9 protein-coding genes are annotated in these 14,742 nt (G+C 61.3%); 7 read left to right on the top strand and 2 right to left on the bottom strand.

The genetic code is table 11. From position 1 onward, the window contains the following. Positions 1-102 precede the first annotated feature (102 nt). The 5 genes from KF691_14275 (at position 103) to KF691_14295 (ending at position 8,587) form a co-directional block, all read left to right on the top strand. Complete coding sequence (locus tag KF691_14275; protein ID MBX3390610.1) at positions 103-1,308, top strand: HDOD domain-containing protein; 1,206 nt, start codon at positions 103-105, stop codon at positions 1,306-1,308. Positions 1,309-2,261: 953 nt separating this feature from the next. Continuing rightward, positions 2,262-2,498, top strand: a complete 237-nt coding sequence (locus KF691_14280) for a helix-turn-helix transcriptional regulator (protein MBX3390611.1) — start codon at positions 2,262-2,264, stop codon at positions 2,496-2,498. 379 nt (positions 2,499-2,877) lie between these two features. Then, positions 2,878-3,435 (top strand): hypothetical protein, encoded by a 558-nt coding sequence (locus KF691_14285; GenBank protein ID MBX3390612.1) that lies wholly within the window; start codon positions 2,878-2,880, stop codon positions 3,433-3,435. Positions 3,436-3,464: 29 nt separating this feature from the next. Further along, positions 3,465-7,295, top strand: coding sequence for a serine/threonine protein kinase (locus tag KF691_14290; GenBank protein MBX3390613.1), 3,831 nt, complete (start codon positions 3,465-3,467; stop codon positions 7,293-7,295). 98 nt (positions 7,296-7,393) lie between these two features. Further along, complete coding sequence (locus KF691_14295; GenBank protein MBX3390614.1) at positions 7,394-8,587, top strand: hypothetical protein; 1,194 nt, start codon at positions 7,394-7,396, stop codon at positions 8,585-8,587. 126 nt (positions 8,588-8,713) lie between these two features. On the opposite strand, the gene KF691_14300 is transcribed toward KF691_14295, so the two are convergent. After that, entirely contained in the window at positions 8,714-9,880 is a 1,167-nt protein-coding gene (locus KF691_14300) for an MFS transporter (GenBank protein MBX3390615.1), read from the bottom strand. A gap of 229 nt (positions 9,881-10,109) precedes the next feature. Here KF691_14300 and KF691_14305 point away from each other — a divergent pair, with 229 nt between their 5' ends. Both KF691_14305 and KF691_14310 read left to right on the top strand, forming a co-directional pair. After that, positions 10,110-11,150 (top strand): class I SAM-dependent rRNA methyltransferase, encoded by a 1,041-nt coding sequence (locus KF691_14305; protein ID MBX3390616.1) that lies wholly within the window; start codon positions 10,110-10,112, stop codon positions 11,148-11,150. A gap of 278 nt (positions 11,151-11,428) precedes the next feature. Beyond that, positions 11,429-13,048, top strand: coding sequence for a peptide chain release factor 3 (locus tag KF691_14310; protein ID MBX3390617.1), 1,620 nt, complete (start codon positions 11,429-11,431; stop codon positions 13,046-13,048). Between the two features lie 161 nt (positions 13,049-13,209). Here the strand turns inward: KF691_14310 and KF691_14315 are convergent, their stop codons facing one another. Beyond that, complete coding sequence (locus KF691_14315) at positions 13,210-14,610, bottom strand: amidohydrolase family protein (GenBank protein ID MBX3390618.1); 1,401 nt, start codon at positions 14,608-14,610, stop codon at positions 13,210-13,212. Positions 14,611-14,742 lie beyond the last annotated feature (132 nt).

Raw genomic sequence — 14,742 nt, forward strand, 5'->3', positions numbered from 1 at the left:
AATTTCAACAGCCTGTTAAAGGCCATCAAGCCGATTATACCGAGATCCGACCTTCTCAACCGCCTAAAGGAGTTCGAAGAGCTCAAAGGATTCTCCCCTGCAGTGTCGCAGATTCTCAAATTAACTGCGACCCCGAACTACTCCCTGGATTCTGTGGCATTGGCCGTTCGCCAGGATCAGGCAATGGCGCTCAAGATACTGCGGCTTGCGAACTCGGTTATCTATTCCCGCGGGGACCGCATAGATACTGTTCACAAAGCGGTGCTTCGTATTGGCATGGACAACATTCGACAAGTTGTTCTAAATATCAGTGTTGTTGAGCGCTTCAACTGTCCCGCATTCAAAGAGCACATTGCGACTACGCAGTTTTGGGAACATTCCATTGCAACGGGAGTCATGGCGGCCGAGATTTCGCGCGCTCTTGGAGCTCAAGACGTGGACTCGGCCTTCACTAGTGGCCTGTTGCATGACGTGGGCCGCGTAATCCTGGCTGAAGTCCTGGGCGAGGAATACATTCACGTTATCGAAACGGCTCAACAACTCGGAGCTCCGCTGGAGTTGGTCGAGTCCCGCATGCTCCTACTGAATCACGCGGACATCATGGATCGATTTCTCGGCGCCTGGAAGTTTCCAAGGCTGATTCTGGACCCGGTGCTTCATCACCACACCTCGGTTAGCGCCGCACGAAGTGCATCTCCATCTAGATCCATGGAAATCATCCGGCTCGGGCTCGCCGACCGCTTTGCGCACGCGATGCTGCTGGGAAGTAGTGGCAATGACGTAATTTATCCAACGACAGAACACTGCCGAGCGCTTCACATTGGACCAGCATTAGTCCGTCAGCTCGAAGAAACTGCTCGCCAGCACACGGAAGATACAACCCTCTCGCTGCTGTCTGGTTCCAGCGCCGTTTCCTGGACACATCGGTCGGAACAGCTTCGTCAATCTCTGACCGGGCCGTTTCGTCCAATATTTGTCGGCATGGAGCCGGATACCGATGCTTTTCGAATTTTCTGCGAAGCGATCTCGAAATCGGGAACTCAGGAGCCTCCGAACTTGTGCGTCGTACACATCGCCTCTGCCAAGGAGCGTGGTCCCCTTGTCGATAAGCTGTTGGCTGCTGAAAGGGAAAAAGGAGCGGCTTCGCTCCCCACCATCATTCTGTCATTCGACAAGAAGATTACACTTGATGGTGCGGCGATGCAAGAACGGGCTTGGCGGCTTCTTGTAACGCCAACACCAATCTCGAGATTCATAGAGGCGGTCAACGAGATGATCAACGTCACCCCAAGCAAGACAGCCGCCTGATTTGCATGCTGGCCGCCGATGACCCCGAAGGGGCGTGACCCGCAAACTCAGTGAGTCGCGACTCAGGGGCGGCGTCAATCTTTACGACTCCGCGCCGCTTGCTGAGCGCCACACGTCTCGAGATTCAATCCAGGCATACACCGTCAATACAACGGACAAGCCTCCCACCCGACAGTCCGCTTCTCGCGTAGAACACAAAAAACGCTAGAACCTGCGGGGCCCGTTACCGGGCCCACGCAGATTGGGTGGGGGGTTGCGTCACCTTCACTGTGTTCGCCTCTTCAATTTGGTACAAGGATACCGCGCAATGGGAGGTTGTGAATCCCCGGTCCCTATCTCGTCACTCGAAATCGGCAATCGACGAGGTCGCAAGCTTGCTACAACCTTACTGATTCGTGCAATAGATTTAACATGTACCGAATACACGGCTTCCACTGCAGTATCTTACCCTTCAGCCCCCTACGGAGGTCCTCCTCCAACCTGGTAGAGTCCGGCAGTCAATGCCAACCTTGAGTTTGCTTTCATCCACAATTCACTCGGCTGTCCAGAGTCATGGTTCCTATAATTCGTAGGTTTCTGCAGCAGCCTTGGTGGGTCGATTTTTTGCCACACACCCACTCCCATTTGCCGCTTGACGTTAGCCCGCAAACGGTATTGGCCGCAACATCTACTTTGGCCCAATCTCCTAATTGGGCCCAAACGATCGGGGGGGGAACTCACGCCTCGGAATTCAAGTGACAACGCGAGCCAAATCAGATAAACATGATCTCGTGATGGGGCGTGAGATCCCCGAAACTGCGATTGCGCGTGTGTTCACGGAAGCGCGCGCCCTCCAGGTCGAGAGGGCGCGGGAATACAACACAGTCCGCGGGAATACCGCGCGCCACGTTTCGGCGATTTCAACCTCTCGGCACCTGAGCGGTCCCCCTCACCAAAAACGTGGAGGGAATCGCATGGGCATACAAAGCCAAGACACACGCATGATCGGCCGACGGCTCACGGCGGCGCGCCGATTCCGAGGATGGGAGTTGGACGAGCTTGCAAAGCGATCCGGAATTCATCCCCGTTGGATCAAGCGATATGAAGCGACCGGCGATATTGCCTGCGATGATCTCGCGAAGCTCGCAAGCACGCTGCGTTTCCCATTCTCTCACTTTGTCGAGCGCTGCTGCCTTTGCGGCAAAGACTGACGTCGGGGTCGTCCGTTGCGATCCCCTTGCCGCGCCGCCTATGCGGATTGAATCCCGCGCCAAACAGACCCCGGCAAAGCATCCGCGGCCACGACAAAAAGTTCAACCGGTGTTTCGCTGGCTTCATTCAATATTTTCTCTCCGGACGCTTTGTCCTGTGTGACGACGCGAGGATTTCGTCTTGATTTTCGCGTTTCCGGGTAGCGGGCCAGTTTGGATTTGGTGGCCCGCTTCTCCGGAGCGGGTCTCATGAAACAGGCCCAAAGACGCCGCGGAGAGGCGTCCCACCAAAGGCACCGTGCATGAGAACTCAAACTGGCCCACTCTCCGATTTCGAGCATTTCGCTGGCGGCGGGCTGATGATTCATACAATCGCACGATGCCAGATCCGGGGGTATCAGCCATCCTTCAGAGAGCGTCGTCGGGCGACCGGCGAGCGGCGGACGAATTGCTGCCGCTGGTCTACTCGCAGTTGCGTGCCGCGGCACAGAACGCCATGCGCGACGAGCGGCGCGACCACACTCTCCAGGCGACCGCCTTGGTGCACGAGGCATACGCAAAGCTGGTAGGCGGGGCGCCGACGGACTGGGCAAACCGCGCCCATTTTTATGATGCTGCGGCGCGAGCGATGCGCCAGATACTGATCGACCACGCGCGCGCCCGGAACGCGGACAAGCGCGGCGGAGGTACCGGCCACCAAGCCTTGACCGATTTCTCCGGAGCCCTTCACGCCGATCCTTCTCAGATCCTTGCGCTCGACGAGGCGCTTTCTCGCCTGGAGGTGGAGGACCCTGTGCTGGCGGACGTTGTGCGCCTGCGGTTCTTTGCCGGACTAAGCGGCGACGAAGCAGCGAGGGTGCTCGGCGTTTCATCGCGCAAGGCTGACACGCTCTGGGCTCGCGCGCGGGCATGGCTTTTCCGGGCGCTGGAAGACTGAGAGTTTTTGCAACGTGGGGGCTCTTCAGATTGGATCGCTCGCGCATCAATGACCTGTTCGAGCAGGCTTTGGAGTTGCCCGACTCGGAGCGAAGAGCTTTCGTGCATGCGCAGGCCGGCGCCGACCCGCGCATCTCGGCTGAAGTCTTGTCCCTGCTGTCGGCGCTCGAGCGGGCGGGGAATTTTCTCCAGAATCCGACGTCAGGCCATGCGGCGTCGAACGCGCCCGCGCACCTCGATCGGATCGGGTCGACCATCGGCGCCTTCAAGCTCTTGGAGTTGATCGGCGAAGGTGGTTTTGGAAGCGTCTACCTCGCGCAGCAGGAGCGCCCGATCCGACGGCGCGTGGCGCTCAAAGTGCTCAAACCAGGAATGGACAGCCGGCAAGTGATCGCCCGCTTCGAGGCCGAGCGCCAGGCGCTTGCGCTCATGGACCACCCGAACATCGCGAAGGTGTTCGACGCGGGGAGCACGGCGGACGGCCTGCCGTACTTTGTCATGGAACTCGTAAAAGGCTCGCCGATCACGGGCTATTGCGATGCCGCACGTCTCTCGCCGCGCGAGCGACTCGAATTGCTGATTCCTGTTTGTCAGGCTGTGCAGCACGCCCACTCAAAGGGCATCATCCACCGCGACATCAAGCCGGGGAACGTGCTTGTCACGATGCAGGACGGCGCCTCGGTTCCCAAAGTGATCGACTTTGGCATCGCCAAGATGCTCGGCGGGCGCGTGGCGGATCTGACGGTCTATACCGAATTCCGCCAGATGATCGGAACTCCGGCGTACATGAGCCCCGAGCAAGTCGAGATGACGAGCCAGGACATCGACACCCGCTCCGACGTCTATTCCCTCGGAGTGCTGATGTACGAATTGCTCTCGGGCAGCACCCCGTTTGACTCCGACTCGCTCGCGCGAGCGGGCATCCTCGAGATGCAGCGCATTATCCGCGAGCAGGACCCGCCCAGTCCGAGCACGCGCGTGAGTACCGCGGGAAGCCGGCTTCCCGCAATCGCCGGCTTGCGCCGAACGGAGCCTCAACGACTCGGCAGAATTATCCGAGGCGAACTCGACTGGATCGTGATGCGGGCGCTCGAAAAGGACCGGCGCCGAAGGTATCAGACCGCCGAAGAACTGGCGGCGGACGTGCGCCGATACCTCACCGGCGAAGCGGTTGAAGCGCGTCCGGCGAGCGCCGCTTACAAGTCGAGAAAATTCCTCGCGCGCCACCGTGGCCTGGTTGTCTCCTCTGCTTCGATCTTTCTCGTTCTGATTCTCGGGCTCGTGGTCTCCAGCGCGGGCTTCTTTCGCGCGGCACGCGAGCGCGACCGCGCCCTGACCGCCGAAGCCGGTCAGACGCGTTTGCGTCAACTAGCGGAGTCGGCCCGGCTCGAAGCGGAACGATCGGCGGAAGCGGCGCGAGCGGCGGAACGCACCGAATCAGCCGCCAAGACTCAGGCCGCGACCGAGGCGGCGCGGGCGGAATCGCTTCTTCGGTTCAGCGATCTGGTGATCGGCTCGGCCGACCCGGACGTCACAAACACCGCGACCACAACATCGCATGAAATGCTGGAACGGGCCTCGACGCGCATCGAGGACTATTTCAAAGCGCAGCCGGAAGCGGAGTTTTCCGTGCGCAGCCGGATCGGGCGTGCCTTCTGGGCGCAACGGGCTCTGCCGCTGGCGCTCGCGCAATTCGACATCGCTGACGACCTTTTTCGCGCAGGGGTAAGGGTTGATCCCGGCGCGGCATTCGAGTTCTACTCGTCCTACTGGCAGGCCAACGAGGCCCGGGGTGTCGACGCAAGGACAAGCCCTCGGCTGCGGGTGTACGACTCAATGAAGCAGGTTCTCCAGCAGTCGCATCCCGGCGTTTGGCGGGCGATTGAGTCGATGAAAGACTCGGGAATCGTCTGGTCGCAGATCAATGAGGCCGGCGGGCACGCGTGTGCCGCGGAAATTGAAAAGCAGATTCGCTCCGACATCGACCCGCAGTCACGCGATCGGGACGCCGCGGTTCTCGCGCTGGTCTACTGGGGTCATCAGTCGCACCAGCGTCGCCGTTTCGGCAGCGATCCCGACGCATACTCACGCCTTGCAATCGACTGCCTGGATCGCGCGCTCTCGCTCCTGCTCGAGACAAAGTCGGAAACGAATTCCCACGTCGCCCAGGCTCGCCAATGGAAGGCGGAAGCGCTGCTGCAGATGCGCGACTTTGCCGCCGCGAGAACAGCGCTCGCGCAGTGGCGCGGCGCAGCATCGAAGGTGCTTTCCGCCGACCATTGGATAGTGCGCCTCATTGACGGCTTCGAAGGGCAGGCTCTGTTCGGTCAGAAGGACTTCGCCGGCGCGGCGCCGTTGCTCGCCGCCGCGGCGGACGGTCTTGACGCCGCCGGCGTCTATCCCGTCATGGCCAACGCTTTCCGCGAGCGAGCCGCCCGGGCCTACACGTCGCTCGGTCTGCCAGACAAAGCGGAAGCCCTTGAGGACAGAGCTCTCGCCTGGTCCCTCTCGCGCCACTACTGCCCGCAATCCGAGGCGGTCTTCAACAAAGCCTTTCCGCCCGAGCAGCGATCGCTCGCAGACGCCGTGAACAAGTACTACGAACTCGCCGACGCGGGTTCGCCTGAGCTCGGCGCACAAGTGCTCACCATTGTCGAGCTGCGCCGCAAGCTGTGCCCGCCACCGAGCGACCCGGCGTACGTGATGCTCGATTGGGAGAACTCGCTCTCCTCCGACTTCGAAAGCGGTCGCCGGGTGCCGGGAATGACCCCCGCAATCCTGCACCGGCTCAATTTGGACATCAGCGTGTTAGCCGCGGCATTGCCCGGGCTGCCCCCGATTGTGCACGCTCACTTTGCCTACAGGGAAGGCATCGGAATCTGCCGAGGCTACGACCCGGACGTTCCTGCATCCGATCGAGGCGCCCGATCCGAGCCCCTGTTTCGTACAGCTCGCGACGGGTTTTTCGCGGCTGACCCGGAGCACGAGTACGTACAGCTCTGCGCGTCCCTCCTGGCCGAAAGCCTGAACATGCAGGGTCGATTCGAAGAAGCAGTAGCGGCGCTCGAGGGCGTGTACGAAAGGCTTTGTGATCTCGCCGGACCCGCCAGCGAGTATTCGATCGCCGCGCTTCAACGCAAAGCACGTGCCCTGATCGGGCTGGAAAGACCCGATCAAGCACGAGCATTCATCATCGAAGGCGTCCGGCGTGCCGGCATCGAGTCGATGAACGAATGGGCGCAGCGAAGCACCGCCGATGTCCTGCTCCAATGCGCGGGTGGTTCGCCCGATGCGCTCGATTTGGCGTTAAAGCTCTATTCCGGCGCTGTTTCGCGGAATCCATCGAGCGTCACGAATAACGCCCACATCTACACAGCCCTCCGCAGGGCCGGCTCGGACGGCGCGGCAGCCGCTCTCACCAAGAAACTGCTCGATCCGTCCTTCACCCGATCGCCCCAGGATGTCAATGTCGCCTGCTGGGCGCTCGTGAAGGGCGCAGACACCTCACAAGAACTCGCCTTGCAATCGCTCGTTCGCCTCGACGAGGCCACCGCCGCTCAGCCGAAAAACGCCGCCCTCGCGAATACGCGCGCCCTCGCGCTGCTGCGGGCCGGAAAAGCAAAGGAAGCGGAAGCCGCGGCACGAGAACGGCTCGCTTCATGGAAAGCCGCCGGTTTCACAGCCGATCCCGCCGTCGGAGATTTCGCAGTGCTCGCGCTCTCATTGATCGCCCAAAACAAGGCCGACGACGCCCGAAGAGCACTCGACTCGATCCCGGCGGGACTCCTGTTTCCGGGAATGGATGAGGACGATGCGGACCTGTTGAAAGAGGCGCGAGCGGCGGCGGCACCGCCGAACTAGGCCTCGCACAAGCAAAGAATCTCTACCGTTTTTGTGCGCTCGCGGCCGTGTTTCTTCGCCCGGAGAGAGGAATTCGCACCTCTTCTCGGAGAACCGCCATGATTCATGCATCCGCGCTCAACTTGTGCCTTGGGACTGCGATCGTTTGTGCGTCATCTCACGCCGGTCTTACCCGCTACATCGATCTCCCGCCGGGCGTATATCAATACGTAAGCGGAATGAGCGCCGACGGATCGACTCTGATCGTGATCTACCCGTACCTCTCGGCCGCATGGCTCTGGCGCGACTCGGCCGGCTATGTGAGTCTGCCGAATGCGACGTACCCGCGCCACGGCGGGCTGAGCCGCGACGGTTCGATGGTCGTCGGAGGCAAAGAAGGACAAGGCGCGTTTCGGCTGCACGTTGAGTCGATGCAATACGACTACCCGCCATCAAACTCGCCGGATGCGCGGGCGATCGCGATCTCACCCGACGGCGCGACCGTCTTGTACACGAGCGACGCCGGTACGTTTCTCTGGCAGGGTGCATCGGAAATCCGCGTGATGGACACCCGCACCGAGTCCGGAAGAATCTCAGATGATGGTCGCGTGGTTGGAATCGGCGCGGGCTATTCGTCGGCGTTGTGGACTCAAGAGGCCGGTTTGCAGCAACTAAACACGGGGTATGTACGAGAGGTCTTTGTCAGCTCCGACGGGACGAATGCGATGGCGCTCGATGAATACGGTCGCCGCAGCCAACTGCGCTTCTGGCAAGTCTTGGGCAACGGAACCGTCATCGCTGGTGATCGCCTTGACGTCGATGTTGTCGGTGTCGGCGGCGCAAGCCCGGATTGCTCCATCATCGGAATCTACCCGTCATACAACCCCTACCCCGGGCCGCAGGCATCGTTTTGGAGGCGCGGCTACGGCTTTGGAACAATCACAGATCTGTTCGCGCCGGACGGCGCGGCATTGCCCGGATTGCTCTATTCCGAACCCTGGCTCGGAGCGATCAGCGCGAGCAACCGAATCTTTGCGGGCACAGCTGATTTCGTCACAAGAGCCGGTGAATACACACGCAAAATCTGGCTTGTCGATCTCGATCGATCCTGCCCGGGCGAGCTCACGTTCGACGCGCTGGTCGATGATGATGACTTCGTCGTTTTCGCCGCGGCATACAGCACGTACGCTTGCCCGGCGCCGGAAGATGAGTCGCCGTTCGGATGCGACGCCGACCTCGATCACAGCGGCTTCGTCGATGATGCCGACTTTGTGATCTTCGCCCAGGCGTACGACACAATGCTGTGCCCCTGAGAGAGACCACCGAAATTGAAGCGGAGACCTCAGAACCGACTCGATCGGAATCTGCACCGCAACCCAATTTCGTTCCCTAGTTCGCTTCGCGCAGTGCCATCGAAGGCCATGCACCGCGGCGCGAACTCACAACCTCATCCGCACCGACGCAACCGCGATCACGCCCATCATCGCCCCGATCAGCCCCAGCGCCACGGGCAGCCCGAGCCACTGCGCGATCAATCCGATGAGCGGCGGCCCGGCCAAGCCTCCCAGATACCCAAGCGTCGTCATCGCCGGCAACGCCAGGTGCGCCGGCATCGATTCCTGCCTTCCCGCGGCAGAGAACATCACCGGAACCATGTTCGAAGCCCCCACTCCGATCAGCACAAACCCGCCGATCGACGCCGCCGCCGAAGGAACGGCCACCACAAGACCAAAGCCCGCGGCAGCAACCAAACCGCCCAACAGAACAATCCGCCTCGATCCGAGCGCACGAACAATGCGGTCACCCGTCAACCTGCCCGCGGTCATCGCAACCGAGAATCCGATGAACCCGATCCCCGCGTGCGCGATCTGCATGCCGCGCTCTTTGTTGAGAAATACCGCGCTCCACTCCAGCACCGACCCCTCGGCGAGGAACAGCACGAAACAGCAGCACCCGAGCACAACCACGCCCCCGTGCGGGAGCGCGAACGCCGGTCCTCCCCTTTCACTGCCGCGCGGATAGAACGCCCGCGCACTGACCGCGAGCAGAATCATCGATATCACCGCAACAACGATCGAAGCGACAAGCGGCGTCGAACCGATCGAAACCAGCGCGCTCAGCGTCCCCGCGCCCGCAATGCCGCCGATGCTCCACAGCCCGTGAAAACCCGACATCATCGCCCGATCGAGCGCACGCTCGACCATCACCGCGTGGATGTTCATCGCGACATCCAGCATCCCGAGCACCGCGCCGAACACGAAGAGGGCCGGGATCAGCAGCTCAAGCCGCGTGATCGCCGCGGCAAGCGGCAGCATGATGCACGCGATCGTGCCGACCGCGACGATCGCGCGCCGGCATCCAAAGCGAGCTGTGAGCCCGCCCGTCAGCGGCATCGCGCCGATCGAGCCCACGCCGATGCAAAGCAAGAGCAAACCCAGTTGCGCATCGCTCAAGTGAAACCGGTTCTTGATGAACGGAATCAGCGGCGCCCAGGCGGCAATCAGAAAGCCGGAAATAAAGAACACCAGCCGTGTCGCCGCCGGCGCGGAGACCCAAACCCCGATCGGCTTCGCACGAGGCTCGGGCTGTGAAACCACCTCTGACATGGCGTGACAATAACTCGCCTTTCCACTCAAGAGGAACAAAGACAACCGTTCGCTTCGATTTCGCGAGCCAAACCCGTTCACCCAGGCGTTTCACAAATCCACAAGCCGTGAAACAGCCGGCCCGCCCGGTCCCTCGCAACGAACAGCCCGCACCGAACAGCTCACCAGCCTCGAACGCGCAAGAGCCCATCCAGCGCGGTCGTTCGCCGTTCTCCGTATTCTCCTCCGCGTGAAACCGCCGACTCCATCGCCAGAGCGCCAGAACACGACGGCGTTCCGAAATTTGCTCGAAAAGGCGCTCAAGCGCCGCCGCCCACTCGTGAACAGTCGCACAACCCAGGCGTTTCGCGTGTTCTCCGGCGAAGCCGACGGAATGGACGGCGTATTCGTCGACGTCTACGCCCAAGGCGCCGTGCTGATCGTGTACGAAGGTCGCGCGCCCCGCGCGTTCGATCCGATCGCGGAAGCAGAGACTGTCCTCCGTGTGCTCGCGCCCTTCGACACTCGCGCCGTCTATTTCAAGCCCTTCGCGAAAGACCGTTCCAAAATGGGCGGCGAGTTGCCCCCGATCGTGACCGATCCCGCTCCCGCCGCGGGTGAGCCGCTCCCGGAATCCCTCCTCATCCGCGAGCACGATTGGAATCTCGAAGTCCGCCTGTACAACGGTTTGTCCACCGGTCTCTTCCTCGACCAGCGCGACAACCGCAAGTTCATCGCGAATTGGGTGAGGGATCGAGTCCGCGCAACCGGCACGCCCCCCGCCGTGCTCAACACGTTCGCATACACCTGCGCTTTTTCCGTCGCCGCGGCAATCTCCGGCGCCCAAACCGCAAGCGTCGATGTTTCTCCCCGCTATCTCGACTGGGGCAAACGCAACTTCGAGCACAACAAGCTCGATCCTTCGCAGCACCGCTTCGCCCGCATGGACACGTTCGAATTCTTCAGTTACGCCAAACGCAAGAACCTGAAGTTCGACATGATCATTCTCGATCCTCCCAGTTTCTCCGCGGGCTCGAAGAAAAAAGGGATCCGCCCGTGGAGCTCGATCGCCGATTACGCGCGCCTCGTCGGCGACGCCGCGAAAATCCTCAACCCCAAGGGCGTGCTCTTCGCATCGACCAACACGCAGGAACTCTGCCGCCCCGGCCGCTTCGAACGCGAGATCGAACAAGGCCTTGGAAGGCCGGCACGCTACCTACGATTGCCCGATATGCCGCTCGATTTCGCGAAAGATCGTGAACGCTTCACAGCGCGGGCCTTTGCGGTCTAGCAAAGTCGCCTCACATCTTCGTCGATTACCCCACATCCCGTTTCGCACGTCGCTATCCGGAGTACTCACCGAAGAGTCGCAGAGGACACAGAGAGGAAAATGGGTTGAGGTCAGAAGTGCTTGGCATCTCGGTTCCTGTGAGCGTTTTCCAACTGATGACCCTGAACTTCACAACCCGAAATCTTCCATCTGACTTCTCTTGCTCTGCACCCTCTGCGACTCTGCGGTGAATTCTTCCTTCTTACGCGACCCAGAACTTCAGGACCCAGGACTCTCCCATGACTTCCGCACATCTCCCCCGCCGCACCTTCGCGATCATCTCGCACCCCGACGCCGGCAAAACCACGCTCACCGAAAAGCTCCTCCTTTACGGCGGCGCCGTGCAGCTCGCCGGTTCGGTCACGAGCCGCAAGAACCAGCGCGCCACCGCCAGCGACTGGATGGAACTCGAAAAGCAGCGCGGCATCTCGATCTCCTCCACCGTCCTGCAGTTCGATTACGACGGCTACCGCATCAATCTCCTCGATACCCCCGGCCACAAAGATTTTTCCGAAGACACCTACCGCGTGCTCACCGCCGTGGACGCTGCGGTCATGGTCATCGACGCCGGCAAGGGCATCGAGCCGCAGACCCGCAAGCTCTTCGAAGTCTGCCGCCGGCGAGGCGTTCCCATCTTCACCTTCATGAACAAGTGCGATCGCCCGACGCGCGATCCGCTCGAACTCCTCGATGAACTCGAAAAAGTGCTCGGCATCGGCGCATTCCCGGTCAACTGGCCGCTCGGAACCGGCCCGAATTTCCGGGGTGTCTACGACCGGCTCACGCACAAGGTCCATCTCTTCGAGCGCGCCACGCACGGCGCCTACGTCGCGCCGGTCGAAGTGATGGGCATCGACGATCCCGCCGTCAAGGACAAGATGGACGAGGCCGTCTACACGCAGTCGCGCGAAGAGATCGAGATGCTCCAAGGAGCAGGCGAAACCTACGACCAGGAACGCGTGCTCGCCGGAACGGTGACGCCCGTCTATTTCGGCAGCGCCATGAACAACTTCGGCGTCCAGCTTCTCCTCGACGGCTTCGTCGAGCATTCCGCCGATCCCGCCCCGCGCAAGGTGACGACCGCCGCGGGAGAACGCTGGATCAAGCCCGCAGACCCCGTCTTCAGCGGCTTTGTCTTCAAGATCCAGGCGAACATGGACCCCAAACACCGCGACCGCATCGCCTTCGTCCGCATCGTTTCCGGGGCGTTCACGCGCGAAATGTCCGTCATCCACGCCCAGAGCGGCAAGCGCATCCGCCTCTCCAACGCGCAAAAACTCTTCGGCCAGGAACGCGAAACCGTGGACGAAGGCCGCGCCGGCGACGTCGTCGGCATCCTCGGCCACGACATCCTGCGCATCGGCGACACGCTCACCGAAGACAAGTCGATCGTCTTCAACGAGATCCCGCGCTTCACGCCCGAGACGTTCGCTTACCTGCACAACCCGCAGCCCGGCAACTCCAAGAAGTTCCGCCTCGGTTTCGATCAGCTGCTTCAGGAGGGCGTCATCCAGGTGCTCTACACCGGCTCGGGCCAGATCAAGACTCCACTCCTCGCGGCAGTCGGGCCGCTCCAGTTCGAAGTCGTGCAGTACCGCCTCAAGTCCGAGTACGGCGCCGAGTCGCGCCTCGAGATGACGCGCTGGCAGATCATGCGATGGTGGCGCAAACCCGCAGCCGAGCCCGATTGGCTCCCCGATCTTCCCGCCGATACGACGCTCGCGACCGATTGGCAGGGACGAAACGTCGTTCTCTTCGCCGACGAATGGGGCATGCGTCACTTCACCAAGCGCCATCCCGACATCGAACTCTCCGCGACCGAAGACTTCGCGCCCGCCGCGACACCGATCGCGAATTGATCCGAATCAAAGGCAATTCACCACAGAGAGCACGGAGAAAGGCGGAAGAGTGCTTGGCGTGAGCGCCAAGCACGACTGCTGGATCTGAATTCCCGATTCCTTTCTGTTTTTCTCTGTGTCCTCTGTGTCCTCTGTGATCTCTGTGGTAAATCGCCTTTTTCTTACTTTCCCGATCGGTCCTTCAACTCCCCCATCTGCCGATACCGCTCGCGGTATTTCTCGTAGAGCTTCGTCTGCTTGTTCGAGAGATCGATCCGCTTCCCGCTGATGAACGCATCAGTGATCTGCGTCGTGATCTCGATCGGCGATCCCGTCGTGATGATCAGCGTCGCGTCCTTGTCCTTGTCGAGCGAACCCAGCCGGCCCGAAACGCCCAGTATCTCCGCGGCAGACAGCGTCACCGACCGGATCGCGTCTTCCTGTGAAAGTCCGTGCGCCGTCGCCATCCCCGCCGCGTACGGCGTGTTCCGCTCGTGGGGCGTCTCTTCGCCGCTCGCGATGCAGAACGGGATGCCCGCTTTTTTGAGTTTCGCCGGCAACGCGAACGACTGGTTGTAATCCGAGTCATCGCGCTTGGGGAACCGCTGCGTGCCCGCGACGATGACCGAAACTTCGTTCTTCTTGAGCAGCTCGGCGCACAGCGGCGCATCCATGCCGCCGACGATCACCACCCGCAACTTCAAAGTCGCCGCCCACGTCACCGCCGACACGATCTGGTCGTAGTCGTTGGCGACGATGAACACCGGCCACTGACGCGTCAGCCCCATCGTCCCCTTCGCGGGCTGAATGTTGAGTACGCCCCGCATCGCATCCCACCTCAGGTCGTTCGGCATGGACGCGTTCTCTCGCCGCGCTTCGAAGTACGAGGTCGCTGTCGAAAACGCATTCTCGATCGCGTCGATCGACTGTTTCGCCCGCTTTTTCTGCTCCGCTTCCGATGTGCGCATCCACCACGACGAAACCGGGCGAACGTTCGGCCATTCGATCGTCATGCCGATCGACTTCTCGATCGCCATGTCCTCCCACGTCCAGCCTTCGAGCTGGATCACCGCGGGTTGACCCGGGATCAACCCGCCCTTCGGGAACACGCCCGCCGCGAGCACGCCGTTCGACCGCGTCACCGGAAGCACCGTCGAATCCGGATTCACCGCGGCAATCGCCCGCACTTCCGGCACGATATCGCCGAGTTCCTTGTAGTCGTGCGTCGCATCGACCATCCCGATCTCATCGAGCCCGAGCTGTGTGTACGCCGCGATCATGCCCGGGTAGACGTGTTTGCCCGTTGCGTCGATCTCGACCGGGCCCGGCGACTTCCAGCTCATCGTCTTCTCGATGCCCGCGAAGTCCGCCGAGGAAAACACGCCCTTGATCTTGCCCTCCGCAAGCCAGATCACCGAATCCGCGATCTCCGGCCCGCTCACCGGGTGCGCCGTCGCGTGCCGGATCAGCACCGGCAGATCCTGAGCCGGCGCCTTCACCGTCAAATCTTGAGCGGAAGAAGAACTCACCACAGAGGCGCAGAGACACAGAGAGAAAAACAGGGAATTGGTTTGAGTCTTCATGGGTGAGTCGTTCGTTGAGAATTTCTGTTCGGAAAACTTTGCGTTCGGAATGGCGAGAGCCTTCGCCTTTCCACAATCCTGATTTGTCCTTTCTTCTCTGCGCCTCTGTGTCTCTGTGGTGAATGCCTCTGC

The organism is Phycisphaeraceae bacterium (genome assembly GCA_019636555.1).
Taxonomy (GTDB): domain Bacteria; phylum Planctomycetota; class Phycisphaerae; order Phycisphaerales; family UBA1924; genus JAFEBO01.

Excerpts from the sequence above, each read along its gene's own strand:
- KF691_14285 (MBX3390612.1), top strand. The coding sequence starts at position 2,878 with ATGCCAGATCCGGGGGTATCAGCCATCCTTCAGAGAGCGTCGTCGGGC.
- KF691_14310 (MBX3390617.1), top strand. The coding sequence starts at position 11,429 with ATGACTTCCGCACATCTCCCCCGCCGCACCTTCGCGATCATCTCGCAC.
- KF691_14300 (MBX3390615.1), bottom strand. The coding sequence starts at position 9,880 with ATGTCAGAGGTGGTTTCACAGCCCGAGCCTCGTGCGAAGCCGATCGGG.
- KF691_14280 (MBX3390611.1), top strand. The coding sequence starts at position 2,262 with ATGGGCATACAAAGCCAAGACACACGCATGATCGGCCGACGGCTCACG.
- KF691_14295 (MBX3390614.1), top strand. The coding sequence starts at position 7,394 with ATGATTCATGCATCCGCGCTCAACTTGTGCCTTGGGACTGCGATCGTT.
- KF691_14315 (MBX3390618.1), bottom strand. The coding sequence starts at position 14,610 with ATGAAGACTCAAACCAATTCCCTGTTTTTCTCTCTGTGTCTCTGCGCC.